At 70.7% G+C, this 23,759-nt stretch carries 23 protein-coding genes and 1 pseudogene; 7 read left to right on the forward strand and 17 right to left on the reverse strand.

What is annotated here, in order from left to right:
• Positions 1-264 precede the first annotated feature (264 nt).
• A complete protein-coding gene (locus tag JGS39_RS05700; RefSeq protein ID WP_219567622.1) occupies positions 265-1,197 on the forward strand; it encodes an SCO4651 family lipoprotein in 933 nt (310 codons plus the stop codon).
• Between the two features lie 98 nt (positions 1,198-1,295).
• Positions 1,296-1,523, forward strand: a complete 228-nt coding sequence (locus JGS39_RS05705) for a hypothetical protein (RefSeq protein ID WP_219567623.1) — start codon at positions 1,296-1,298, stop codon at positions 1,521-1,523.
• A gap of 290 nt (positions 1,524-1,813) precedes the next feature.
• Here the strand turns inward: JGS39_RS05705 and JGS39_RS05710 are convergent, their stop codons facing one another.
• Positions 1,814-2,209 (reverse strand): metal-sensitive transcriptional regulator, encoded by a 396-nt coding sequence (locus JGS39_RS05710; RefSeq protein ID WP_236064093.1) that lies wholly within the window; start codon positions 2,207-2,209, stop codon positions 1,814-1,816.
• Between the two features lie 200 nt (positions 2,210-2,409).
• On the opposite strand from JGS39_RS05710, the gene JGS39_RS05715 reads away from it, so the two are divergent.
• A complete protein-coding gene (locus tag JGS39_RS05715) occupies positions 2,410-3,030 on the forward strand; it encodes a DUF47 domain-containing protein (protein ID WP_148019498.1) in 621 nt (206 codons plus the stop codon).
• Between the two features lie 5 nt (positions 3,031-3,035).
• A complete protein-coding gene (locus JGS39_RS05720) occupies positions 3,036-4,034 on the forward strand; it encodes an inorganic phosphate transporter (RefSeq protein ID WP_219567624.1) in 999 nt (332 codons plus the stop codon).
• A 119-nt stretch (positions 4,035-4,153) separates the two neighbouring features.
• Here the strand turns inward: JGS39_RS05720 and pstB are convergent, their stop codons facing one another.
• From pstB to JGS39_RS40630, 12 genes are all read right to left on the reverse strand, one after another.
• Complete coding sequence (pstB, locus tag JGS39_RS05725; protein ID WP_148019496.1) at positions 4,154-4,930, reverse strand: phosphate ABC transporter ATP-binding protein PstB; 777 nt, start codon at positions 4,928-4,930, stop codon at positions 4,154-4,156.
• A gap of 24 nt (positions 4,931-4,954) precedes the next feature.
• Complete coding sequence (gene pstA / locus JGS39_RS05730) at positions 4,955-6,037, reverse strand: phosphate ABC transporter permease PstA (RefSeq protein ID WP_219567625.1); 1,083 nt, start codon at positions 6,035-6,037, stop codon at positions 4,955-4,957.
• Entirely contained in the window at positions 6,034-7,026 is a 993-nt protein-coding gene (gene pstC, locus JGS39_RS05735; protein WP_219567626.1) for a phosphate ABC transporter permease subunit PstC, read from the reverse strand. The genes pstA and pstC overlap by 4 nt, the downstream gene beginning before the upstream one ends.
• A 158-nt stretch (positions 7,027-7,184) precedes the next feature.
• Entirely contained in the window at positions 7,185-8,321 is a 1,137-nt protein-coding gene (gene pstS, locus JGS39_RS05740) for a phosphate ABC transporter substrate-binding protein PstS (RefSeq protein ID WP_219567627.1), read from the reverse strand.
• A 377-nt stretch (positions 8,322-8,698) separates the two neighbouring features.
• Positions 8,699-9,115: an NUDIX hydrolase gene (locus tag JGS39_RS05745; protein ID WP_219567658.1), complete on the reverse strand. Its 417-nt coding sequence runs from the start codon at positions 9,113-9,115 to the stop codon at positions 8,699-8,701.
• An 8-nt stretch (positions 9,116-9,123) separates the two neighbouring features.
• Positions 9,124-10,116: a CHAD domain-containing protein gene (locus JGS39_RS05750; RefSeq protein WP_308120200.1), complete on the reverse strand. Its 993-nt coding sequence runs from the start codon at positions 10,114-10,116 to the stop codon at positions 9,124-9,126.
• Positions 10,103-12,358, reverse strand: a complete 2,256-nt coding sequence (locus JGS39_RS05755; protein ID WP_219567629.1) for an RNA degradosome polyphosphate kinase — start codon at positions 12,356-12,358, stop codon at positions 10,103-10,105. Before JGS39_RS05755 ends, JGS39_RS05750 begins: the two co-directional genes overlap by 14 nt.
• 241 nt (positions 12,359-12,599) lie before the next feature.
• Positions 12,600-13,613 (reverse strand): ABC-2 membrane transporter-related protein, encoded by a 1,014-nt coding sequence (locus JGS39_RS05760; protein WP_219567630.1) that lies wholly within the window; start codon positions 13,611-13,613, stop codon positions 12,600-12,602.
• Complete coding sequence (locus JGS39_RS05765; protein WP_219567631.1) at positions 13,610-14,515, reverse strand: ABC transporter ATP-binding protein; 906 nt, start codon at positions 14,513-14,515, stop codon at positions 13,610-13,612. The genes JGS39_RS05760 and JGS39_RS05765 overlap by 4 nt, the downstream gene beginning before the upstream one ends.
• A complete protein-coding gene (locus tag JGS39_RS05770) occupies positions 14,512-14,922 on the reverse strand; it encodes a GntR family transcriptional regulator (protein ID WP_219567632.1) in 411 nt (136 codons plus the stop codon). The genes JGS39_RS05765 and JGS39_RS05770 overlap by 4 nt, the downstream gene beginning before the upstream one ends.
• 166 nt (positions 14,923-15,088) lie before the next feature.
• Positions 15,089-16,027: a mycothiol synthase gene (mshD, locus tag JGS39_RS05775; RefSeq protein ID WP_219567633.1), complete on the reverse strand. Its 939-nt coding sequence runs from the start codon at positions 16,025-16,027 to the stop codon at positions 15,089-15,091.
• Positions 16,028-16,107: 80 nt separating this feature from the next.
• Positions 16,108-16,281, reverse strand: coding sequence for a DUF1016 domain-containing protein (locus tag JGS39_RS40630; protein WP_236064072.1), 174 nt, complete (start codon positions 16,279-16,281; stop codon positions 16,108-16,110).
• Positions 16,282-16,818: 537 nt separating this feature from the next.
• Between JGS39_RS40630 and JGS39_RS05785 the strand changes: the two genes are divergently transcribed.
• Together JGS39_RS05785 and JGS39_RS05790 are read left to right on the forward strand one after the other, a co-directional pair.
• A complete protein-coding gene (locus tag JGS39_RS05785) occupies positions 16,819-18,690 on the forward strand; it encodes a bifunctional metallophosphatase/5'-nucleotidase (RefSeq protein ID WP_219567634.1) in 1,872 nt (623 codons plus the stop codon).
• Between the two features lie 180 nt (positions 18,691-18,870).
• A complete protein-coding gene (locus JGS39_RS05790; protein ID WP_219567635.1) occupies positions 18,871-19,764 on the forward strand; it encodes a phosphatidylinositol-specific phospholipase C in 894 nt (297 codons plus the stop codon).
• Between the two features lie 2 nt (positions 19,765-19,766).
• Here JGS39_RS05790 and JGS39_RS05795 read toward each other — a convergent pair.
• Both JGS39_RS05795 and JGS39_RS05800 read right to left on the reverse strand, forming a co-directional pair.
• Positions 19,767-19,990 (reverse strand): annotated as a pseudogene (locus tag JGS39_RS05795) (GNAT family N-acetyltransferase); the annotation flags it as partial.
• A 45-nt stretch (positions 19,991-20,035) separates the two neighbouring features.
• A complete protein-coding gene (locus tag JGS39_RS05800; protein ID WP_219567636.1) occupies positions 20,036-20,833 on the reverse strand; it encodes an alpha/beta fold hydrolase in 798 nt (265 codons plus the stop codon).
• Positions 20,834-20,935: 102 nt separating this feature from the next.
• Here JGS39_RS05800 and JGS39_RS05805 point away from each other — a divergent pair, with 102 nt between their 5' ends.
• Positions 20,936-21,511 (forward strand): TetR/AcrR family transcriptional regulator, encoded by a 576-nt coding sequence (locus tag JGS39_RS05805; RefSeq protein WP_219567637.1) that lies wholly within the window; start codon positions 20,936-20,938, stop codon positions 21,509-21,511.
• An 8-nt stretch (positions 21,512-21,519) separates the two neighbouring features.
• On the opposite strand, the gene JGS39_RS05810 is transcribed toward JGS39_RS05805, so the two are convergent.
• Together JGS39_RS05810 and JGS39_RS05815 are read right to left on the reverse strand one after the other, a co-directional pair.
• Positions 21,520-22,947: a sensor histidine kinase gene (locus tag JGS39_RS05810; RefSeq protein ID WP_219567638.1), complete on the reverse strand. Its 1,428-nt coding sequence runs from the start codon at positions 22,945-22,947 to the stop codon at positions 21,520-21,522.
• The gene (locus JGS39_RS05815; RefSeq protein WP_148019481.1) at positions 22,944-23,672 is read right to left on the reverse strand and encodes a response regulator transcription factor; all 729 of its coding nucleotides are present in this window, start codon (positions 23,670-23,672) and stop codon (positions 22,944-22,946) included. Before JGS39_RS05815 ends, JGS39_RS05810 begins: the two co-directional genes overlap by 4 nt.
• Positions 23,673-23,759 lie beyond the last annotated feature (87 nt).

Below are 23,759 nucleotides of genomic sequence, written 5' to 3' on the forward strand. Positions count from 1 at the left end.
TCCGTACGGGCCCGGCCCGCCGCAGCTGCAGCGGGCGGTGCAGAACGAGCCGCGTTCGACGGTGGTGGCTTCGTGGGCGGGCCGGGCCGGTGGGACGGCCGGCGGGACCTCGGCGGTGTGTTGGTCGTACACGCGTCCAAGGTACTGGCCGCGGCTGTCCGGCGGTGAGGGGTGTGCGGGCGGCGTTACGGGGGGCACGGGCCGTCGTTATGCGGAACGGGTGGGGAGCTCGGGCAGGCGGTCGGCGTTGGGGGTTGGCAGGCGATGGTGGTGCAGCAGCACAGGTCCGGAGGCGGGACGCGCGCTGTGCGCGCCCTCGCGGTCGTGGGCGTGATGGTGGCGGCCGCCGGGTGCGCCGGGGACGGCGGGGGCGGGGATCGTGCCGCGGCCGACGACCGGTCCGGTCCGGGCCCCGTCGCGGCGGTGCGACGGGCCGCGGCGGTCCTGGTGGGGCCGGGCTCCGGGTCGGCGGCGGCCGGGAGCGCGGAGGTGGTCACGTCCATGGAGACGGCGGCCGGCGGCACCCGCGTGACGATCCGGGGCAAGGGGACGTACGACTTCCGTAACCAGTCCGGCCGGCTCAAGGTTGTGCTGCCGCAGGACCCGGCGGGCGAGGACGAGCACCGGCCCATCACGGAACTGCTGGCCCCGGGCGCGCTGTACATGATGAACCGGGGGGCCGGGGTGCCCGTCGACAAGTGGGTGAGGATCGACACGACGGCGCTGGCGGACGGCAACCTGGTGACCGGCGGGGTCACCGACCCGATGGCCGCGGCCGAACTGCTGGGCGGGGTGAGCGCGGTGACGTACGTGGGCGAGACCGACCTGGCCGGGGTCACCGTGCGGCACTACCGGGGAACCTCCGACATCGGACGCGCCGCGCGCCGGGCCTCGGCCGCTTCGCGCGGTGCGCTGACGGCGGCGGCGAACGGGTTCCGTACGGACACGGTGCCGTTCGACGCGTATCTGGACGAGCAGGGCCGGCTGCGCAAGGTCCGCCACCGGTTCAGTTTCGCCAACGAGGGGGAGACGCGGGAGGTGGTGTCGACGACGCTGCTCTACGGGTTCGGCGTGACGGTCTCCGTACCGTTGCCGGACGCACGCGACATCTACACCGGAGAGATCGAACAGGGGCGCGCAGCGGGAACTTCGGACCGGACCCGGGCCGGATCCGAGCCGTCCCCGGGCCGTTCCTAGGCATCCGGCGGCGGTGAAATGGTCCGTCCGTGCCATGCGCGGTGTGCGCCGCGGTCCCTACCCTGGGAAGTCGGCGACGGCAGTGAGAGGTGAGTGACGTGGTGACGCTCAGCCCGCGGACCGTATCGGACCATGTGGCTCTCGCCGAGATCGAACTCTGCGGGGAGCTGATGATCGCGGCGTCTGCGGCCATCGGGGAGCGGCTCAGCGCCGACCGTATCGACGAGGTGCTCGACGTACAGGTGATCACCGAGCGCACCACCGTCCCCCGGCAGGCGGATCACCGGGGTGACGGGGCGGGCGACAGACGCGGGCCGAGGCCCTGACCAGGTGCGCGTGCGGCGGGAGGCCGGGGTTCTGAGCAGCCTCCGATCACGTGCGTGTGCGGCAGGCGACCGGGGTTCTGAGCAGGCCCTGACCACGTGTGCGGCAGGCGACCTGGGTTCTGATCAGGTTCTGACCACGTGCGCGGCGGGAGGCCGGAGTTCTCAGCAGCCTCCGATCACTTGCCTGCGCGGCAGGCGACCAGGGTTCTGAGCAGGCCCTGATCATGTGCACGGCAGCTGGCCGAGGTCCTGACCAGCCTCCGATCACGTGGCGCGGCGAACGGCCCTGATCACGTGCGCAGCAGGCGGGCGATGGCCTTGGTGGCCTCCTCGACCTTCGCGTCGATCTCCTCGCCGCCCTTGACCGCGGCATCGGCGACGCAGTGGCGCAGGTGCTCCTCCAGCAGCTGGAGCGCGAAGGACTGGAGCGCCTTGGTGGACGCCGACACCTGGGTGAGTATGTCGATGCAGTAGACGTCCTCGTCGACCATGCGCTGCAGACCGCGGATCTGGCCCTCGATGCGGCGCAGACGCTTGAGGTGCTCGGCCTTCTGGTGGTGGTAGCCGTGTATCCCGCGGTCGTGGTCGGTCACGATCGCTTCGGCGGGAGCCGTGGCGTCGGCCGTGCCCGCGCCGTGCGCCGCGTCGGGCGACCGATCCGCCTCGGTGGCCTCGGTAGTGGTCATTGCTGCCTCCCGTTTTCCCTTTACCCTGCCGTTTATATACCCCTGGTGGGTATATCCTAACGAATTCAGCTGAAACGTGACCGGGGCCCCGTGCTGATCACTGTGCCTGATGCGCGACACTGAAGAATGCCGGTTAGCCGTGGCCGGATGATGCGCCTAGCATCAGCCTGACCGAATCCAAAGCACCCCGAGGACCCCACGTGCGCTTTCGTCTGACCCCCAGGGAGACGAGCTTCTACGACATGTTCTCCGCATCCGCGGACAACATCGTCACGGGCTCGAAACTCCTGATGGAACTGCTCGGGGCGGATTCTGCCTCCCGAGTCGAGATCGCGGAGCGCATGCGGGCAGCGGAGCACGCGGGGGACGATGCCACCCACGCGATCTTCCACCAGCTGAACTCCTCATTCATTACGCCCTTCGACCGCGAGGACATTTACAACCTCGCCTCGTCGCTCGACGACATCATGGACTTCATGGAGGAGGCCGTCGACCTGGTCGTTCTGTACCAGGTGGACGAGCTCCCGAAGGGGGTCGAGCAGCAGGTCGAGGTACTGGCGCGGGCGGCTGAACTGACCGCCGCGGCCATGCCGAACCTGCGGACCATGGACAACCTCACCGAGTACTGGATCGAGGTCAACCGCCTGGAGAACCAGGCCGACCAGATCCACCGCAAGCTGCTCGCCCAGCTCTTCAACGGCAAGTACGACGCCATAGAGGTGCTGAAGCTGAAGCAGATCGTGGACGTGCTGGAAGAGGCTGCGGACGCGTTCGAGCACGTCGCGAACACGGTGGAGACCATCGCGGTCAAGGAGTCCTGAACCACGTGGACACCTTTGTGCTGGTCGTGACCATCGGCGTCGCGCTCGGCTTCACGTACACGAACGGCTTCCACGACTCGGCGAACGCCATCGCCACGTCGGTCTCCACCCGGGCGCTCACCCCCCGTGCGGCCCTGGCCATGGCGGCGGTGATGAACCTCGCCGGCGCGTTCCTCGGCAGCGGGGTCGCCAAGACCGTCAGCGAGGGCCTGATCGCGACGCCCACGGGCGACAAGGGGATGGGAATCCTCTTCGCCGCTCTGGTCGGCGCGATCATCTGGAACCTGGTCACCTGGTACTTCGGCCTGCCCTCGTCGTCCTCCCATGCCCTGTTCGGCGGAATGGTCGGCGCCGCGCTCGCGGGCGGGACGCTGGTGCACTGGGACGGGGTGCTCGACAAGGTCGTCATCCCGATGTTCATCTCGCCGGTGATCGGCCTGGTGGTGGGCTATCTGGTGATGGTCGCCATCATGTGGATGTTCCGGAGGTCCAACCCGCACAAGGCCAAGCGCGGCTTCCGGATCGCGCAGACCGTCTCGGCCGCGGGCATGGCGCTCGGTCACGGTCTGCAGGACGCGCAGAAGACGATGGGCATCGTGGTGATGGCCCTGGTCATCTCCGGCCACGAGACGTACAGCGACCCGATCCCGGTCTGGGTGAAGCTCGTCTGCGCGCTGATGCTGTCGCTGGGTACGTACGCCGGTGGCTGGCGCATCATGCGTACGCTCGGCCGGAAGATCATCGAGCTGGACCCGCCGCAGGGCTTCGCCGCGGAGACGACGGGGGCCTCGATCATGTTCGGTTCGGCGTTCCTGTTCCACGCGCCGATCTCGACGACGCACGTCATCACCTCGGCGATCATGGGTGTCGGCGCCACGAAGCGGGTGAACGCGGTCCGCTGGGGTGTCGCGAAGAACATCATCCTGGGGTGGTTCATCACGATGCCGGCGGCGGCGCTCGTCGCTGCCGCGAGCTACGGGGTCGTCGTCCTGATGTTCGGCTGACCGCAGGTCCGCACACCGTATGAACGGGTCCGCCCCGCTCTCCTCGTGGAGAGCGGGGCGGACCCTTCGCCTTGTGGTGGCACCGCCATGCAGCACCCCAAGGCCGTCTGCGGGAACCCTCAGCCGAAGCGGCCGGAGATGTAGTCCTCCGTGGCCTGGACCGAGGGGTTGGAGAAGATGCGTTCCGTCTCGTCGATCTCGATGAGCTTGCCGGGCATGCCGACCGCCGCGAGGTTGAAGAACGCCGTACGGTCCGAGACCCGGGCCGCCTGCTGCATGTTGTGCGTCACGATGACGATCGTGAAGCGCTCCTTCAGCTCGCCGATCAGGTCCTCGATGGCGAGGGTGGAGATCGGGTCCAGGGCGGAGCACGGCTCGTCCATCAGCAGGACGTCGGGCTCGACCGCGATGGCGCGGGCGATGCACAGACGCTGCTGCTGACCGCCGGAGAGACCGGAGCCGGGCTTGTTCAGCCGGTCCTTGACCTCGTTCCACAGGTTCGCGCCACGCAGCGACTTCTCCACGATGTCGGCCAGGGCGTTCTTGCGGTACGAGCCGTTGAGCCGCAGGCCCGCCGCGACGTTGTCGAAGATCGACATGGTCGGGAACGGGTTCGGGCGCTGGAAGACCATGCCGACCGTGCGGCGCACGGTGACCGGGTCGACGTTCGATCCGTACAGGTTCTCGTCGTCCAGCAGCACCTTGCCCTCGACGCGGCCACCGGGGGTGACCTCGTGCATCCGGTTCAGGGTGCGCAGGAAGGTGGACTTGCCGCAGCCGGACGGGCCGATGAAGGCGGTCACGGAGCGGGGCTCCACGGTCATGGAGATGTCGTCGATCGCCTTGTGGCTGCCGTAGAAGGCGGACAGGCCACTGATGTCGATGCGCTTGGCCATCTGAATCACTGCTTTCTGCTGGCCCTATCGGCCGGTCTTGGGGGCCTTCCAGCGGGCTATGCCGCGGGCCACCAGATTGAGGATCATGACGAAGGCGATCAGGACCAGGGCCGCGGCCCAGGCGCGGTCGTAGGACGCGGCCTCACCGATCTTGTACTGCTCGTAGATGTAGAACGGCAGTGACGACTGGGCGCCTTCGAAGGGGTTCGGGTTGATCAGCTGGCTGCCGAAGACCAGCAGGATGATCGGCGCGGTCTCGCCCGCGATGCGCGCGATGGCGAGCATGACGCCGGTGGCGATGCCGCCGATCGCGGTCGGCAGGACCACCTTCAGGATGGTGCGCCACTTCGGGATGCCGAGGGCGAGGGAGGCCTCGCGGAGCTCGTTGGGGACGAGCTTCAGCATCTCCTCGGTGGAGCGGACCACGACCGGGATCATCAGGATCGTCAGGGCCAGCGCGCCCATCAGGCCGGAGGGCTCGAGACCCGCGATCAGCATGATCGACAGGATGAACAGACCGGCGACGATGGACGGGATGCCGGTCATCACGTCGACGAAGAAGGTGACGGCCTTGGCCAGCGCGCCCTTGCCGTACTCCACCAGGTAGACCGCGGTGAGCAGGCCGAGCGGGGCGGAGATCAGGGTGGCGATGCCGACCTGCTCCAGGGTGCCGATCAGGGCGTGGTAGACGCCGCCGCTGGCCTCGGGCCCGAGGACGCCGGCCATCGAGTGGGTCAGGAAGTAGCCGTCCAGGCGCTCCGAGCCGCGGCTGATGGTCGTCCAGAGCAGCGAGGCCAGCGGGACGACGGCGATCAGGAAGCAGACCCAGACGAGGCTGGTGGCGAGGCGGTCCTTCGCCTGGCGCTTGTTCTCCACGACGCTGGTCGCGACGTAGGAGATCGTCAGGAAGAGCAGCGCGGAGAGCAGGCCCCACTGGACCCGGCTGTGCCAGCCGGCGGCCGCGCCGATACCGACACCCAGGGCGATGGAGACGACGGCGAAGCCGAGCGGGGCCAGGCGGGGCAGGGTCCGGCTGCTGAGGCTGCTCACCGGGGCGGGCGGTGTGGGCACCGGGCGGTCCTGGACGCTGGTGGATGCGTGGCTCATGCGTTGGCCCCCGAGTACTCCTTGCGGCGGGCGATGATGAGCCGCGCGGCGCCGTTTACCAGCAGGGTGAGGACGAAGAGGACCAGTCCGGAGGCGATCAGGGCGTCGCGCCCGAACGCGTCGGCCTCGCCGAACTTCGCGGCGATGTTCTGGGCGAACGTCCCGCCGCCCGGGTTGAGCACGTGCAGCGAGATGAGGAAGTTCGGCGACAGGACCGTGGCGACGGCCATCGTCTCGCCGAGCGCGCGGCCCAGGCCCAGCATCGAGGCGGAGATCACGCCGGAGCGGCCGAACGGCAGCACCGAGAGGCGGATGACCTCCCAGCGGGTGGCGCCGAGCGCGAGCGCGGCCTCCTCGTTCATCCTCGGGACCTGGAGGAAGACCTCGCGGCTGACACTGGTCACGATCGGCAGGATCATGATCGCGAGCAGGATGCCGACGGTGAAGAGCGAGCGGGCGACACCGATCTCGGTCTTCTCGAAGATGTAAGTCCAGCCGAAGAACTGGTCGAGCCAGAGGTTCAGGCCCTCGAGGTACGGCACGAGGACGAGCGCGCCCCAGATGCCGTAGACGATGCTGGGCACCGCGGCGAGCAGGTCGATGACGTACGCGATCGCACCGGCCAGCTTGCGCGGCGCGTAGTGCGAGATGAACAGGGCGATGCCGACAGCGATCGGAACCGCGATGACCATCGCGATGATCGAGCTGACGACGGTCCCGAAGAGCAGGACGGCGATGCCGAAGACGGGCGGGTCACCGGCCGGGTTCCAGTCGAACGTGGTGAGGAAGTTGCCCTCGTCGTCGGAGATGGCGATGGCCGCGCGGTACGTGAGGAAGGCGGCGATCGACGCCATGATCACGAGCAGCAGGATGCCCGAGCCGCGGGAGAGGCCCAGGAAGATCTTGTCACCGACGCGGCCGGTGGACTTGGCGCGGGTGCGCCTGCCCGGCGGGGCCGGTGGAATTTCTGTCTGTGTGGTGGAAGCCATGGTCTTTCCGGTCTGTGTGGGGGAGTCCCTGAGGGGCTCCCCTGGCGGCGGTGCACCGGATGGGTCGGGTGGCGGGCCGGTCCGGAGAGGTGCACCGGACCGGGCCGCCAGTTGCGTCGTTCGTTGTGATTCGTGCGGGGCGTGGTGGGGCGTGCGGGTTACGAGAGGCCGGAGACCGTCTCGCGGACCTTGGCGTTGATCGCCTCGGGGATCGGGGCGTAGCCGGCCTCGGTGAGCAGCTTCTGGCCGTCCGCGGAGGCGGTGTAGGTGAGGAAGGACTTCACGGTGCCGAGGGTGTCGGCCTTGTTGCCGGTGTCGCAGACGACCTCGTACGTCACCAGGACCAGCGGGTACGCGCCCTCGGCCTTGGTGGTGTAGTCGAGGTCGAGCGCCAGGTCCTTGCCGGTGCCCTTGACCTTGGCGGCGGCGATGGCCTTGGAGGCGTTCTCCGAGGAGGCCTTCACCGGGGCGGCGCCACCGGTGTTGATGTCGACCGTGGTGATCTGCTGCGAGGCGGCGTAGGAGAGCTCGAAGTAGCCGATCGAGCCGTCGACCTGCTTGACCTGGGTGGCCACGCCGGAGGAGTTGGTCGCACCCTGGCCACCGGGGGCGGGCCACTTCTTCTCGGCCTCGTACTTCCAGTCGCTCGGGGCCGCGGCGCCGAGGTACTTGCCGAGGTTCTGGGTGGTGCCGGAGTCCTCGGAGCGGTGGAAGGGCTGGATCGCCTTGTCCGGGAGCTTGGCGCCCGGGTTGAGCTTGGCGATGGCCTCGTCGTTCCACTTCTTGATCTTCGTGTCGAAGATCTTGGCGAGGGTGGGGGCGTCCAGCGTGAGGCTGTCGACGCCGTCCAGGTGGAAGCCGATCGCGATCGGGCCGCCGACCATCGGGAGGTTGATGCCCTGGCCGGTCTTGCAGATCTTCTTCGAGTCGGCGACCTCCTCGGGCTTCAGCGCCGAGTCGGAGCCGGCGAAGCCGACGGTGCCCTGGTTGAAGGCGACGATGCCCTCGCCGGACGAGGAGGAGTTGTAGTTGATCTCCACGCCGGAGCAGGCGGCCATGTACTCCTTGACCCAGAGGTCCATGGCGTTCTTCTGGGCGCTGGACCCGGAGGCGCGCAGCTGGCCCTTGGCGCCGTCGCACTTGACGTTGGACGCGGCCTTCGTCTGGCCGCCGGTCCCGCCGGTGTCGCCACCGCTGTTGTTGTCCGAACCGCACGCCGTGAGGACCAGGGCGCCGGAGACGGCGAGGGCACCGAGCGCGGTGGCACGAAGCCGGTTCTTGCGCTGAAGCTTCACTTTCGGGTGTTCCTTCCAGGAGCCGCCGTGGTGGTTTCGGTCTACGACGGCGTGCGATGTGGTGGGTCGAGCGGAAGTCGTGTCCGGTGCGGTGTGTTCCTCGCACCGTGCACTGCCAAAATTAGGCAGAACAGGTGAAGCGGTCTGCGGGGGTGAGTGAACGGGAGGTGAACCGTGTCGGGCGGCCTGGTTCCGGTGCGGTACGCCGCTTCAGCCCGTCCGGCGTATGAGGACGGCCCCTCGCCCGGAAGTGGCCCCTCGCCCGGAAGTGGTCCCTCGCCCGGGAGTGGTCCCTCGCCCGGGAGTGGTCCCTCGCCCGGGAGTGGTCCCTCGCCCGGGCGAGGCCCGCTCCCGGCGTGAGCGCCCGCCCCGGCGCCCTAAGCGCGCGGCAGCACTCGCAGGGCCGCGTCCAGCAGGTCGCGGTCGCGGGGCTGGGTCAGGCGGGTGCGGGCGGCGGCGGGGCGGAGCCACAGCACGCCGTCCACCTCGTCGTTCGGCACGAAGGCACCCGCCGTGGCCTCGGCGGACCAGTACGTGACCTCCTTCGGCCGACCGTTCACCACGTAACGGGCCATGGGCAGCACGGCCCCCGGCACGCAGTGGTGGCCCGTCTCCTCCAGGACCTCGCGCAGGGCCGCGTCCCGCGGGGACTCGCCGCGCTTCAGCTTGCCCTTGGGGAACCCCCAGTCGTCATATCGCGGACGGTGTACGAGACAGAACTCCACGCCCCCGCCGGCGGACGCGGGCGGGCGGCGCCACAGGACGCAGCCCGCCGCCCGCACCGTGGAGCCCACCGCCCGGGTCATGGCCGGCTCACCCCCGCCGTCGCGTACGGCCAGGTCTCCCGGAACACGGACCGTGCCGCCTCCACCTCGTGGCGCTGGTCGGCGTGGAGCACCCCCAGGGCGTAGGCGGTCGTCGGCGCGATGCGAGGGGTACGGGCGGCCGCGGAGGCCGCAGCGGCCGCCTCCGCCGCGTCCCGGTGCAGGTCGAGCGCGTGACCGGGGCCGGCCAGGACCGGATCGGGGGCGCCGCGCACCACCTCGTGGGCGTACCGGTGCAGGCGCAGCAGCAGACGGGTCTGGTGCCAGGGCGCGTCGTGCGCCTCGTTGTACGGCTCGGCCGTCTCCCACGGGGGGAGCGCCGCGACGGCCCCGAGCAGCCGTTGCTCCGCCCGCTCGGCGGGTTCGCGCAGCAGCTCACCCGCGGGTTCGGCGGCCTCGGCGGACAGCGGGACCTCGGAGGCCAGCAGCGCGACGGCGTCGGCCACCGCGTGGAAGCGCGAGGAGCCGAGTGCCTGGAGCGCCGCGGAGTGGGCTCGGGTCCGGGCGAGGGTCAGCTGCCGTTCCAGCAGGGCGCCGGCGCGCGCCGCGCCGACGCCGAGGACGGCGCGTTCCTTGTCGACGGCAGCGCCACCGGACTCGGCCCGCGCCGCCGGGAGCTGTGCCCCCGACAGCCCGTGCAGCGCTTCGAGGAGCCGGGTCAGCCGGTCCGCGTACGCGTGCTCGCGGGCGAGCGTGCCGGAGAGCCAGGCCAGTTCGGTGCGCAGCTGCTCGGCCCAGAGCGGGTCGAGCGCCGTCCGGAAGGTGTGCAGGGTGGCGCCGATGCGGCGGGACGAGCGGCGCAGCGCCCCGGTGGCCTGAACGGCGGCCTGGGGCCCGGCGTCGCTGGGGGCACTGTTCTCGCGGTGCAGACGCAGGCTGCGCAGGAAGTCCGCGGCCTGTGCCCGCAGATACGGTGCGAGCACCGCCCCCGCGGTCACGTCCGCCTGTGTCTGGTGGTCAGGGCGTCGCACGCCGGCGCCTCCGGGCGTCAATGAGCATTTCCTGTACGTGGCGCAGTGGCCGGCCCTCCGCGTCCGTGGCGTGCCGGGTCCAGTTCCCGTCGGGGCCCAGGTGCCAGGAGGAGGTGGTGTCGGCCATGCCGGTCTCCAGGAGCCGGCTGAGAGCGGCCCGGTGCGCGGGGTCGGTGACCCGGACCAGGGCCTCGATGCGGCGGTCGAGGTTGCGGTGCATCATGTCGGCGCTGCCGAACCAGACTTCGGGCTCGCCGCCGTTGCCGAAGGAGAAGACCCGCGAGTGTTCGAGGAAGCGGCCCAGGACCGAGCGGACCCGGACGTTCTCGGAGAGGCCGGTGACGCCGGGGCGGATCGCGCAGATGCCGCGGACCCATATGTCGACCGGGACGCCCGCCTGCGCGGCCCGGTAGCAGGCGTCGATGATCGCTTCGTCGACCATCGAGTTGACCTTGATGCGTACGTAGGCGGGCCGGCCGGCCCGCTGGTGTGCGATCTCCTTGTTGATCCGGACGATCAGCCCGTCACGCAGCGACTTCGGAGCGACGAGGAGCCGGCGGTAGGTCTCTCGGCGTGAGTAGCCGGAGAGCCGGTTGAAGAGGTCGGAGAGGTCCGCGCCGACCTGCGGGTCGGCGGTGAGCAGGCCGAGGTCCTCGTACAGCCGGGCCGTCTTGGGGTGGTAGTTGCCCGTGCCGACGTGCGAGTAGCGGCGCAGGGTGTCGCCCTCCTGGCGGACGACGAGCGAGAGCTTGCAGTGCGTCTTCAGGCCGACGAGCCCGTAGACGACGTGGCAGCCCGCCTCCTCCAGCTTGCGGGCCCACTTGATGTTGGCCTGCTCGTCGAAGCGAGCCTTGATCTCGACGAGTACGAGGACCTGCTTGCCGGACTCGGCGGCGTCGATCAGGGCGTCCACTATCGGGGAGTCGCCGGAGGTGCGGTAGAGCGTCTGCTTGATCGCGAGGACGTCCGGGTCGCCCGCCGCCTGCTCCAGGAAGGCCTGGACGGAGGTGGAGAAGGAGTCGTACGGGTGGTGCAGCAGCACGTCGCGTTCGCGCAGGGCGGCGAAGATGTCGGGCGCGGAGGCGGACTCCACCTCGGCGAGGTCGCGGTGGGTGCCGGCGATGAACTTGGGGAACTTCAGCTCCGGCCGGTCCAGCGACGCTATGCCGAACAACCCGGTGAGGTCGAGCGGCCCGGGCAGCGGGTAGACCTCGGCGTCGGACACCTTGAGCTCGCGGACCAGCAGGTCCAGCACGTACGGGTCGATGGACTCCTCGACCTCCAGGCGGACCGGCGGGCCGAAGCGGCGCCGCATGAGCTCCTTCTCCAGGGCCTGGAGCAGGTTCTCGGCGTCGTCCTCCTCGACCTCCAGGTCCTCGTTCCTGGTGACCCGGAACATGTGGTGCGCGAGGACCTCCATCCCCGGGAAGAGCTCCTCCAGGTGGGCCGCGATGACGTCCTCGATGGGGACGTAGCGCTGCGGCGAGGCCTCCAGGAAGCGGGTCAGCAGCGGCGGCACCTTGACCCGGGCGAAGTGGCGGTGACCGCTGACCGGGTTGCGTACGACGACGGCGAGGTTCAGCGAGAGGCCGGAGATGTACGGGAACGGGTGCGCCGGGTCGACGGCCAGCGGCGTCAGCACGGGGAAGACGCGCTGGCGGAAGAAGGTGAACAGGCGGGCCTGCTCCTTCTCGGTCAGCTCCGGCCAGCGGATCAGCTGGATGCCCTCGTCGGACAGGGCGGGGGCGACGTCCTGCTGGTAGCAGGCGGCATGCCGGGCCATGAGCTCGCGCGAGCGGGTCCAGATCAGGTCGAGGACCTCGCGGGGCTGGAGACCGGACGCGGAGCGGGTGGCGACACCGGTCGCGATGCGGCGCTTGAGGCCCGCCACCCGGACCATGAAGAACTCGTCCAGGTTCGAGGCGAAGATGGCGAGGAAATTAGCCCGTTCGAGGAGCGGCGTCGCCGGGTCCTCGGCCAGTTCCAGAACACGTTCGTTGAACGCGAGCCAACTGCGTTCCCGGTCGAGGAACCGGCCCTGCGGCAGCTCGTCCCCGTCGACATCGGGTTCGTACGCGTCGGCGTCGGCGTCGATGTCGGGGTCGAGGTCGGCCGCGGTGGACAGGGCCGCCGAGGAGGACGACGGGGTGGCGACGGCGTGCGGCCGGTGCGCGGCGAGGGAGCCGACGGACGGCTGGGCGGTGGGCTGGACCGGGACCTCGGAGCTGGGCTGCTGGCTCATGGGCCCATTCTTCCGCGTGGAGTGCTCCGGGGGCGCGTCGGAGAGGAAGGAGATCGCGGAGATCGCGTGGTCGGCGCGCTCTCCGCCGGGATTTCTCCCGTTGCGGGGGGTCGGCACAGCTGGCTGCATCCTGAGAGGGTCGCAAGGGCGTCTGAATGCCCGGTAACGGCGACATGACATGCAGGAAGCGGTGTGGCCGTGCCCGGGGGTCCCGTGGGCCCCCGGGCACGGCCCCGGCCCCTCAGGCGTGGCGGCGGCGCAGGACGCGGAAGGCGAGCGCGACGGCCGCGGCGGCGAGGACGAGGACGATGCCGGTCTCGACGAGCTGGAGGGGCCAGAAATGGGAGGCGGGGTGGTGGTCGACCCAGAACCCGGTGACGTGGTGATCCGCCAGGCACCGGACTTCCTCCGCGTGGGGACGCTGCCAGCAGGTCTCCATGGGCAGGCGACTGCCGTCGGCGGTGATCCGGCCGGTGCCGAGGACCCAGGAGTCGGCATCGACGCCGTTACCGGCCGACGCCGTGTTGATCGCCGTCCGCAGGGGCCACAGAGCGCTGCGTACGGTGGTCAGCGTCACGGCCACCGCTCCGGTGGCGAGCACGGCCACGGCCATCGCGGGGACGGTTCGGTGGATCAGAAGCCCTGTGAGTGCGCCCAGGGCGAGGCCGAGCAGGGCGTACGCGACGGGCATCGTCCCCAGCGCACCGAATACGGGGCGTTCGTACCAGTTGACCGGGTACTCGGTGCTCGACTGCGACCGGGACCAGGCGTAGACGGCAGTCAGGACGGACACACCGGCGAGCAGCACAACGGCCGGTACGGCAAGTTTGGCGACGAACCAGTGGGCGGGTGACACGGACTGTGTCCACGACACCCTGTACGTCCCGCTCTCGAACTCCCTGGCGATCATCGGCCCTGCGACGAAGGCGGCGATGAGACCGGGCAGGACGATCAGTGCGAGCCCTCCGTACCCGAGCACTGTGCTGAACTGCGACATGGAGTCCAGGTAGTTCCGGACCGGCTGGGAGCACTCGAGGCCGACGTTCGCCGCCGAGCAGGGATCGGCGGCGAACGTGTCCGCGACCTGTGCCGCACGCAGCGCGAAGCCGACCAGGACGACGATCCCGGCGAGAGCGAGTGCGCCCGCGATCTGCAGGGCCGCCCGGTGCTGACGCAGGAGGACCCGGGCACCGGCGCGCAGGGCGAGGCCGGACGGGGCGGAGCGCGGCGGCGTGGTTGTGGTGATCGTGCTCATGCCGCGCTCACCGCCTCACGGGTCCGGGTGTCCGCGCTCGGCGTGAGCAGTGGGGGCGCGTCCGGTGACCGCAGGTGCGCCAGCAGCAGCTCCTCCAGCGACGGCTCCGCCGTCTCCCAGCCGGCGGACGCGTCCACCGGGCCTTCCCTCCTGACGAGTGCGGTCAGCTGCCGCCCCGTGGTGCGGGACTCGACCACGGTGTGCGGGGCGAGGTCGCCCACCGGGCCGGTGAGCAGCGTGTGCGCGGCGATCAGGTCGTCCGTCTCGCCGCCGAGGCGGATGCGGCCCCCGTCGACGAGGAGCAGGTAGTCGCAGGCGCCCTCCAGCTCGGTGAGGATGTGCGAGGACATCACGATGGTGGTGCCGTGCTCGGCGGACTCCGCCATCAGCGCGCCCATCAGCTGGTGCCGCGCCAGAGGGTCGAGGTCGGCCATCGGCTCGTCCAGGAGCAGCAGTTCGGGCCGCTTGCCGAGCGCGAGGGCCAACGCGAGCCGGGTGCGCTGACCGCCCGACAGGGTGCGGACCTTCGCGCCGCCGGGGAGCGGCTCCGTGATGCGTTCGGCGGTTGCCTGGTCCCAGCTCGCCGGATTCAGCTCGGCGCCCGCCCAGAGCGTCTCGGTGACCGTCAACTGCGGGTACAGCGGCTTGTCCTGGGCCACGAAGGCCATCCGGGCGCGGGCGTCGGGGGGCGTCAGGCCCAGCACCCGTACCGTTCCCTCGGCCGGCCGCAGGAACCCCGCGGCGATGGCCAGCAGGGTGGACTTGCCGGCCCCGTTGGGTCCGACGAGCGCGCACACGCGCCCGGCGGGCAGCCGGAACGAGCAGTCGTGCAGCACCCGGTTCCCGCCTCTGCTCCGATATGTCATGCCGAGGCCCACGGCCTCGATCGCAGCGCCTGTCATCCGGTGTGATCCCCCTCGAACGTCTTGTCCAGTACGGCGGTGAAGAGCGCGCTCACGTCGTCCCTTTCCAGGCCGGCGGCGCGGGCCCGGCCGGCCCAGTCGGCGAGCTCGGCGCGCAGCGGGGCGTCGTCGGCCGCCGCCGCGCCGCCGAGCGCCCGGGTGACGAAGGTGCCGAGGCCGCGCCGCGCCTCGACGAGACCCTCGCGCTCCAGCTCGCGGTATGCCTTCAGCACGGTGTTCGGGTTGATGGCGGTGGCCTCCACGACCTCGCGCGCGGTGGGCAGCCGGTCGCCGGGCTCCAGCAGTCCCAGCCGCAGGGCCTGTTTGGTCTGCTGGACGATCTGGAGGTACGTGGCGACGCCGCTGCGCCGGTCGATGCGGAACTCGACCGCTGCGGACTGTGCCATGTTCACCCCTTTCACTAATTGAGTAGTGAAAGGGTGGCGTAAGGAAGGGGCGACGTCAAGAGACGCCGCCCCTAAGGTCTTTCGTCTGGATCAGGCCGGATCAGGGGCCGGGCCCCGCGAGCCCGGCATGATCCAAACGAGAGGCCCTCGCTGCCGTGACGATGTCTCAGGACTCCGTGCGGTACATCAGATCGACCTCGTGGGTGGTGAAGCCCATCCGCTCGTAGACGGCCACGGCCGCCGTGTTGTCCGCGTCGACGTAGAGCATCGCGGTGGGCAGCCCCTCGGAGGCGAGGTGGCGCAGCCCGGTCGCGGTCAGGGCCTTGCCCAGGCCGCCGCCCTGCGCGTCGGGCCGGATGCCGACCACGTAGACCTCGCCGAGCTGTTCGTCGGCGTGCACCTTCGTCCAGTGGAAGCCGATCAACTCGGAGCCGCCGTCGTCCGTTCCGCGCTCGGCCAGGAAGAACCCCTTCGGGTCGAACCAGGGCTCGGCCTTGCGGTCGTCCAGGTCGCGCTGGGTCAGCGAGCCCTGCTCGGGGTGGTGGGCGAATGCGGCGCTGTTCACGGCGAGCCAGGCGGCGTCGTCCTCGCCGGGCACGAAGGTGCGGACGGTGACGCCCGGAGGCAGTACCGGCTCGGCGATGTTCAGCGGGCTCAACGGGCGGCGCAGCTGACGCAGTTCGCGGAAGAGCGAGAGGCCGAGCACCTGCGCGAGGTGCCGCGCGGCGGATTTGCCGCCGTGCGCCCAGACCCGCAGCCGCTTGCCGGTCGCGGCGAGCAGCGCCGCCCCGAGCGCACGCCCGTGCCCGTGCCCGCGGTGCGACGGGTGCACGACCAGCTCGGCGGCGGGTGCCTCGACGGGGTCGGTGTCCTCCAGCTGCGCGTAACCCACCAGCGTGCCGCCGGCCGTCAGCAGGAAGTGCCGTACGCCTTGCCGGTGCCCGCCCCGCAACTGCAGCCGCCCCTGCTCGGACACGGCCTGCCGGCCGTCCGACTGCGCGGCCTCGGCGAGCAGCTCGGAGACGGCGGCCGCCTGGTCGGGGGAGAGGGTGTCGAGCGTCTGGATCTCGCGTCCGGGGGCGGGGAGGGGTACGTCAGTCGTCATGTGTACGAGCGTACGGCGGGCGGGGTGGGAACGAGGGGTGTGCGGGGTCCTCCACGCTCAGCTGTTGGGCTCCGGCGGGTTCAGCACGCCGACCGCGATGCGTGAGAGGTCCTCGGCGGCGGGCAGCAGTTCGCGTGCCCGGTCGGGCACTGGCGTCCGACGAAGGCGAAACCGGCCCCGAGCTCGGTGAGGAAGCGGATCAGGCCGGCGACGAGGGCGTCCTCCGGGCCGTGCTCGGCGGGACGCCCCTCCAGCTCGGTGAAGTCGAGACGGTGCGGATCCTTGAAGACTTCTGCGCGGTGGCGATCCGGTCGATGATCTTCGTGCCTCGCTGCCCCCCGCGCTGCCGCTCCGGGATCGTCCGCCCGATCTCCCCGTACATCCGGAGCATCTCGGTGTTCACCTTGAGCTGGGCGCGCGCATGCGCGCTCCGCGCGATCGAGTTCAAGCCGTCGTGCGCATGCGCGCTCCGCACGATCGAATTCAGTCCGTCGATCACCTCGTGAAGGCCGGGAGGCAGTCCCGAGGGCTGTTGAGCGGGGACGACGGCCTCCGCTGTGGTGGTGCTGTCGCTGTCCATGGCGTACAGATTTGCGCGCCCGCGATGCAGGCGGTGACGTCTCTGCTCACGTATGTAAGCCATATGAGTGAATGGCCCCGTTCTGCTCGGACGGCAACCTATTCGTAACCCCGAACACCTGTCGCGCTACGCGCGTTGACTCTAGGCTGCGGCACGCAGTCTCCAGACTTGTCACACCCTCACACCACCCGCTGAACTCACAAGGGGACCGATGTCAGCGACACAGAAGAACCGCGCGTCCCGGCGGGTGCTCGCCGCCGCAGCCGGTCTGGCCACCGTCGGCGCGCTGGTCGCCGCCATGCCGGCCGGCGCCCAGGGCCACGGTCACGGAAAGGGCCACGGCCACCACACGCCCGCCCGGACCGTCGACGTGCAACTGCTGTCCTTCAATGACCTGCACGGCAACCTGGAGCCGCCGTCCGGCTCGGCCGGCACGGTCAACGAGAAGCAGGCCGACGGCACGGTGAAGGCCGTCCCGGCCGGCGGCGTGGAGTACCTCGCCTCGTCGCTGCGTGCCGCGCGCAAGGGCCACCCTTACTCCATCACCGCGGCCGGCGGCGACATGGTCGGGGCGAGCCCGCTGCTGTCGGGTCTCTTCCACGACGAGCCGACCATCGAGGCGCTCAACAAGATCGACCTCGATGTGACGACCGTCGGCAACCACGAGTTCGACGAGGGCGCCACCGAGCTGGCCCGCCTCCAGAACGGCGGCTGCCACCCGGTCGAGGGGTGCTACGAGCAGGGCAAGAAGTTCAAGGGCGCCGACTTCCCTTACCTGGCCGCCAATGTGACGGACGAGAAGACCGGCAAGCCGATCCTCAAGCCGTACACGGTGTGGAAGAAGAACGGCGTCAAGATCGGCTTCATCGGGGTGACCCTGGAGGGCACGCCGAACATCGTGACGGCCAACGGCGTCAAGGGCCTGAAGTTCCACGACGAGATCGAGACGGTCAACAAGTACGCCAAGGAGCTGGACCGGCAGGGCGTGAAGTCCATCGTCACGCTGATCCACGAGGGCGGTGCCCCGGCCTCGTCCTCGTACAACTACGACTGCGACAGCCCGGCCGCGGGTGACGGCATCTCCGGGCCGATCACCGAGATCGCCAAGGGCATCTCGCCGAAGGTCGACGCGCTGGTCACGGGCCACACCCACCAGGCGTACGTGTGCACGATCCCGGACCCGGCGGGCAACCCGCGCCTGGTCACCTCGGCCTCGTCGTTCGGCAAGCTGTACACGGACACGACGCTGACGTACGACCGCCGCACCAAGGACATCGTGCGCACCGCGGTGAAGGGATCCGGCTCCGCCAAGTCCTCGCAGCACCACCGCCCCGCGCCCGCGAACCCGGTCTCGGCGAACCACGTCGTCACCCGGGACCAGGCCAAGGCCACCGACATGACGGCCCTGATCGCCCGCTGGAACACCCTCGCGGCGCCGATCGCGAGCCGGCCGCAGGGCTTCATCTCCGCCGACATCAACGGCCGCGGTGCCACGTCCCCCGAGAAGCCGCTCGGCAACCTGATCGCCGACGCGCAGCTGGAGGGCCTGGCGCCGGCGGACAAGGGCGGGGCGGTCGTCGCGTTCATGAACCCGGGTGGCATCCGTGCCGACCTGGTGTACAAAGCGTCGGGCAGCGAGGGCGACGGTGTGGTGACGTACGGGGAGTCGTTCACCGTGCAGCCGTTCACCAACATGATGAACGTCGTCGACCTGACCGGCGCTCAGCTGGTCTCCGCGCTCCAGCAGCAGGTCAGCGGCTCGAACGAGGCCAGCCCGAAGATCCTTCAGGTGTCGAAGGGCCTGACCTACACCCTGGACATGACGAAGTCCGGTGCGGCCCGCGTGGTCACGGGCACGATCAAGCTGAACGGTGAGGCGATCGATCCGGCCAAGTCCTACCGGGTCGCGATGAACGAGTTCCTGGCGGGCGGCGGCGACGGCTTCGCGGCCCTCGGTGCGGGCACCAACAAGCTGGTCGGCGCCTCCGACCTGGACCTGTTCAACGCCTACCTGGCCGCGCACTCCACGGCCGCCGCGCCGCTGGACCCGCCGGCGACGGACCGGATCACGATCGTCCAGTAGTTCCGGCGTACGACACCGACAGGATGCGCGGGCGGGGGCGGAGGCCCCGGCCCGCGCATCCGTCTTTCCCGCGCCGCACCCGAGGCGTACGCCCTGTTCCGTGTGTGATGTGTACGGGTCATAATCCGGGGGCTGATCCCAGGCTGGCTGACCCCACACGGCACCCGGAGGCGTTCCCGTATGAGCCCGTACACCGCGAACCGCAGACACTTCCTGGCCGGAGCGCTGGCCGTTTCCGCCACGGCTCTCGTCGGTGCGGCGCCCGCGCGCGCCGAGGCCCGGCGGGCACTCACGGTGCGGGACTGGATGAGCGGCATCGCGAACGCCACCGCGCTCCAGCGCCTGACGATTCCCGGTTCGCACGACTCCGGCGCCCGCTACGGCGGGCCCTGGACCGAGTGCCAGAACACGACGATCGCGGAGCAGCTGAACAGCGGGGTGCGCTTTCTCGACGTGCGGTGCCGGATCACCGGTGGCTCGTTCGCGATCCATCACGGCGCCTCGTACCAGAACCTGATGTTCGGCGATGTCCTCGGCGCCTGCTGGGACTTCCTCGCCCAGCACCCCACCGAGACCGTGCTGATGCGGGTCAAGCAGGAGTACTCGGAGGAGAGCGACACCGCGTTCCGGGCGGTCTTCGACGACTACCTCGACAACCGGGGCTGGCGCCCGCTGTTCCGCATCGACTCCGCGCTGCCGACGCTGGGCGGGGCGCGCGGCAAGGTGGTGCTGCTCGCCGACAACGGCGGTCTGCCCGGCGTGCGGTACGCCGATCCGGGGCTCTTCGACATCCAGGACGACTACATGGCGGAGCCGTTCGCCAAGTACCCGAAGATCGAGGCCCAGTTCCGCAAGGCGGCCGAGCAGCCCGGCAAGCTCTTCATGAACTACGTGAGCACCGCCGCCCTGTTGCCGCCCCGCTGGAACGCGGACCGGCTCAACCCCCAGGTCCACTCGTTCCTCGACTCCTCGGGGGCGGCCGGCTGGACCGGCCTCGGCATCGTCCCGCTGGACTTCCCGGCGACCCGGTCGGGGCTGGTGGAGTCGCTGATCCGGCACAATCCGAATGGCTGAGCTCAGGGGGACCAGACATACGGCGTGGTCGTGGTGACCTTGTGCAGGCCGAGACGGGTGAGGATCGGAGCGCTGTCGACCGGGGCGTCGACGTACAGGCAGGGGACGTCGCGCGCGGCGGCGAGTTGGGCTCGGTGGGCGCCATGACCCGGTAACTGCCTCTCCCGCGCCATTCCTTGAGCGTTGACCCGCCCCGGAGCCCGGCGAAGTCGATGCCGCCCTCGAATGCCGTGACTCCGCGGCGCGAAGCGGAGCGGCGGGAAGGCCCCGTTCACAGGGTCACCAGGAACTCCCGTACCGCCCGCGCGAACCCCTTCGGGTCCTGGAGCTGGACGAAGTGGTCCGTCTCCAGGGTGACGAGCGAGGTGCGGGGGCGCAGTGACGCCATCGAGGCGGCCTGCTCGGCGGGCAGCGCCTGGCTGGTGCGGCCGTTGATCACCAGCGCGGGGCAGTCGCTCGCGAGCCACTGCGCCCAGTGGTCGCCGTGCACCTGCCGCTCGGAGTCGAGTGTGTCCTGCGGGTGGAACGGCAGCCGCCAGCCGTCGCCGTCCGGCAGCGGTCTCAGCAAGGGCCCCACCATCGGGCCCACCGGACCGCAGGCGGCGATCAGTTGTTCCCGGGTGGGCGCGGTGTACGGGAAGCCCGTGAGGAAGGCCAGCGGGCCGGGGTCCTGGTGCGGCAGGGCGACCGGGGAGTCGGTGTTGACGAGGGCGGTGACCGCGGCGGGCCGGGCGGCCGCGAGGTACAGCGCGTTGATGCCGCCGAGCGAGTGCCCGAGGGCGACGACCGGGCCGGTGCCGAGATGGTCGAGCAGGGCGGTCAGATCGGAGACGTAGCCCTCCCTGCCGTAGTCGTCCGCCCGGTCGGAGTCGCCGTGGCCGCGCTGGTCGGGGGCGATGACCCGCCACTCGGGGCCGAGCTCGACGGCCAGGTCGTCGAAGGAGGAGCCCTCGGAGAGATGGCCGTGCAGGGCGAGGAGCGGGCGGCCGGTTGCGGGGCCGTGGTCGAGGTAGGAGATGCGGCGGCCGTCGATGGTCAGTTCACGTCGTGATGCGGTCTGCTGTGTCATGAAGGCGACTGTACGTGTGTATAGATCGCCCGCGCAATACGTGTGTATAGATCGCTTGCCCCAGATCGCTTGTCCCAGTGGCGGAGCCGTACGATCCCGGGCATGGGAAACCGCGAGGACCTGCTGGCCGGAGCGAGGCGCTGCCTGGAGGAGAAGGGCTATCTCCGCACCACCGTGCGCGACATCGCCACCGCCTCCCGGGTCTCGATGGCGGCGATCGGCTACCACTTCGGTTCCCGCGAGGCCCTGCTCAACCAGGCGCTGTTCGCGGCCATCGACGAGTGGGGCCGGCGGACCGGCGGGGACCTCGGGGCGGGAGACGGTACGGCCGCCGAGCGGTACGAGGCCCTGTGGACGCGCGAGATCGCCTCCTACCGCACCGACCGCTGGCTGTGGGTCGCCTCGGTGGAGGCCTTCGTCCACGCCCAGAGCGCCCCGGACCTGCTGGCCCTCCTGGCCGCCGGCCAGCGCGAAGGCCGCCGGGGGGTCGCGGCCCAGCTGACCGGGGTACCGGAGACGGAGGTCGCCGAGGCGGATGTGCGGGGGCTCGGTTCGGTACAGCTCGCGCTGATGAGCGGCGTGATGATCCAGTGGCTGACCGACCCGGAGCATGCCCCGGACGCCGCCGAGATCGCGGCGGGGCTGCGGGCGCTGGCTGGGCGGCTGGAGGGGGCGTAGGGCCGCCACTACCCCTGCGGAGGCTCCGGCGGCGGCTGCGGCGCTCCCGGGAGACGGATCACGGCTTCCGTGCCGCCGCCCGTCGCGGGACGCAGGTCGATCCCGCCACCGGCCTGCTGGACCGTACGCGCCACGATCGACAGGCCGAGGCCCGAGCCGGGGAGCTGGCGGGCGGACGGGGAGCGCCAGAAGCGTTCGAAGACGTGCGGGAGCTCGTCGGCGGGGATGCCGGGGCCGTGGTCGCGGACCGACAGCTCGCCCCGGTGCAGGACCACGTCGATCGTGCCGCCGTGCGGGCTGAACTTCACCGCGTTGTCCAGGACGTTGACGACCGCCCGCTCCAGGGCGGCCGGTTCGGCCCGTACGTACCAGGGGGCCAGCTCCGCCGTGATGGTCAGCTCCGGGCCGCGCAGCCGGGCGCGGTCCAGGGCCGTGCGGGCGATGTCGTGGAGCGCGACCACCTGGAGCGGGCCGGGGTCGGCCGCGTCCGGGCGGGCCAGTTCCTGGAGGTCCCCGATCAGCGAGGCCAGCTCCGTCATCTGCGCCTTCACCGACGTCATCAGCGCCCGGCGGTCGTCCGGCGGGATGGCCCGGCCGGTCTCGTCGCTCCGGGCGAGGAGTTCGACATTGGTGCGGAGCGAGGTCAGCGGGGTGCGGAGTTCGTGGCCGGCGTCCGCGATGAGCTGCGCCTGACGGTCGCGGGAGGTGGCCAGCGACGCGGTCATCGAGTTGAACGAGCGGGAGAGCCGGGCGATCTCGTCCTCGCCCTCCACCGGGATGCGGACCGTCAGGTCCTCGGTACGGGCGACGTGCTCGACCGCCTCGGTGAGCTCGTCGACGGGGCGCAGACCGGAACGGGCCACCCAGAGCCCGGCGGCGCCGGCGCCGATGACGCCGATGCCGGATACGAGGAGGAGGACCCAGGCGAGGGTGGTGAGGGGCTTGTCGATCTCGCTCATCGGACGGGCGATGGAGACGCCGAGGTCGGTACGCGGCTGGCCGGGCCCGCGTGAAGCCGTCACCGAGTAGGTGAAGACGCGCATCTTCACTCCGTCGGCATCGGACTCCGTATGCAGTGCGCCGGGCTGTTTGTGATCGACCACCGCCAGGTCGGCATCGGTCACCGGGAGCTCGGCTGCGTCGGGGGCGATGCAGACCGTTCCCTGGGCGTCGATGAGCTGGACGGTGAGGCCGGTGTAGGGCGAGGGCGGCAGCTTCCGGGTGTTGCTGCAGTACTGGTACAGCTCGTTCAGATAGTCGATGTCGACCGTGGCGGCCCGCAGCGACGTGTCCTGCTGATGCTCCAGCTGCGCCTTCGTCACGAACCAGCACGCCACCGCCACCGCCGCCACCGCCACCGCCACCGCGGTGGCGACCAGCAGTGCCAGCCGGGAGCGCAGGGGCAGGGCGCGGATCCGCCGGAGCGGGCCGGTCATCCCTCGCCCCCGCCCGACCGCAGCGCGTATCCCACGCCACGGACCGTGTGGACCAGGCGGGGTTCGCCGCCCGCCTCCGTCTTGCGGCGCAGGTACATCACGTACACGTCCAGGGAGTTGGAGCTCGGTTCGAAGTCGAAGCCCCAGACCGCCTTGAGGATCTGCTCACGGGTCAGTACCTGGCGCGGGTGCGCCAGGAACATCTCCAGGAGGGTGAACTCGGTGCGGGTCAGTTCCACGTGGCGGGTGCCGCGCATGACCTCGCGGGTCGCGAGGTCCATGCGCAGGTCGGCGAAGGCCAGGACGTTGTCGTCGGGGACGGGGCCCGCCGCGGCCGCGTACGAACTGCGGCGCAGCAGGGCCCGGATGCGGGCGAAGAGCTCGTCCAGCTCGAAGGGCTTGACCAGGTAGTCGTCGGCGCCCGCGTCGAGCCCGGTGACGCGGTCGCCGACGGTGTCACGGGCGGTGAGCATCAGGATGGGCGTGGTGGTGCCCGTGGCGCGGATGCGGCGGGCTGCGGTCAGCCCGTCCATCCGCGGCATCTGGATGTCGAGGACGATGAGGTCGGGGTCGTACGACTCCGCCTTCGTGAGGGCGTCGAGTCCGTCGACGGCGACCTCGGTCCCGTACCCCTCGAACGCGAGGCTGCGCTGCAGGGCCTCGCGGACGGCGGGCTCGTCGTCGACGATCAGGATGCGCTGCGGATCGTCTTCGGCGGGGCTCATCGCTGCTTCGTCCTCTTTCGTTCCGTACGGGGCCCGGGCGCACCGCTGGTTTCTCAGCCTCGCACGGCCGTGGCGCGGCGTCGCGCG

Origin of the sequence: Streptomyces poriferorum (assembly GCF_019399235.1) — a bacterium.
In the GTDB taxonomy this organism is placed as follows: Bacteria; Actinomycetota; Actinomycetes; order Streptomycetales; family Streptomycetaceae; genus Streptomyces; species Streptomyces poriferorum.

Excerpts from the sequence above, each read along its gene's own strand:
- JGS39_RS05700 (WP_219567622.1), top strand. The coding sequence starts at position 265 with ATGGTGGTGCAGCAGCACAGGTCCGGAGGCGGGACGCGCGCTGTGCGC.
- JGS39_RS05710 (WP_236064093.1), bottom strand. The coding sequence starts at position 2,209 with ATGACCACTACCGAGGCCACCGAGGCGGATCGGTCGCCCGACGCGGCG.
- pstB (WP_148019496.1), bottom strand. The coding sequence starts at position 4,930 with ATGGCCAAGCGCATCGACATCAGTGGCCTGTCCGCCTTCTACGGCAGC.
- pstA (WP_219567625.1), bottom strand. The coding sequence starts at position 6,037 with ATGAGCCACGCATCCACCAGCGTCCAGGACCGCCCGGTGCCCACACCG.
- pstC (WP_219567626.1), bottom strand. The coding sequence starts at position 7,026 with ATGGCTTCCACCACACAGACAGAAATTCCACCGGCCCCGCCGGGCAGG.
- JGS39_RS05755 (WP_219567629.1), bottom strand. The coding sequence starts at position 12,358 with ATGAGCCAGCAGCCCAGCTCCGAGGTCCCGGTCCAGCCCACCGCCCAG.
- JGS39_RS05760 (WP_219567630.1), bottom strand. The coding sequence starts at position 13,613 with ATGAGCACGATCACCACAACCACGCCGCCGCGCTCCGCCCCGTCCGGC.
- JGS39_RS05765 (WP_219567631.1), bottom strand. The coding sequence starts at position 14,515 with ATGACAGGCGCTGCGATCGAGGCCGTGGGCCTCGGCATGACATATCGG.
- JGS39_RS05770 (WP_219567632.1), bottom strand. The coding sequence starts at position 14,922 with ATGGCACAGTCCGCAGCGGTCGAGTTCCGCATCGACCGGCGCAGCGGC.
- mshD (WP_219567633.1), bottom strand. The coding sequence starts at position 16,027 with ATGACGACTGACGTACCCCTCCCCGCCCCCGGACGCGAGATCCAGACG.
- JGS39_RS05785 (WP_219567634.1), top strand. The coding sequence starts at position 16,819 with ATGTCAGCGACACAGAAGAACCGCGCGTCCCGGCGGGTGCTCGCCGCC.
- JGS39_RS05790 (WP_219567635.1), top strand. The coding sequence starts at position 18,871 with ATGAGCCCGTACACCGCGAACCGCAGACACTTCCTGGCCGGAGCGCTG.
- JGS39_RS05800 (WP_219567636.1), bottom strand. The coding sequence starts at position 20,833 with ATGACACAGCAGACCGCATCACGACGTGAACTGACCATCGACGGCCGC.
- JGS39_RS05805 (WP_219567637.1), top strand. The coding sequence starts at position 20,936 with ATGGGAAACCGCGAGGACCTGCTGGCCGGAGCGAGGCGCTGCCTGGAG.
- JGS39_RS05810 (WP_219567638.1), bottom strand. The coding sequence starts at position 22,947 with ATGACCGGCCCGCTCCGGCGGATCCGCGCCCTGCCCCTGCGCTCCCGG.
- JGS39_RS05815 (WP_148019481.1), bottom strand. The coding sequence starts at position 23,672 with ATGAGCCCCGCCGAAGACGATCCGCAGCGCATCCTGATCGTCGACGAC.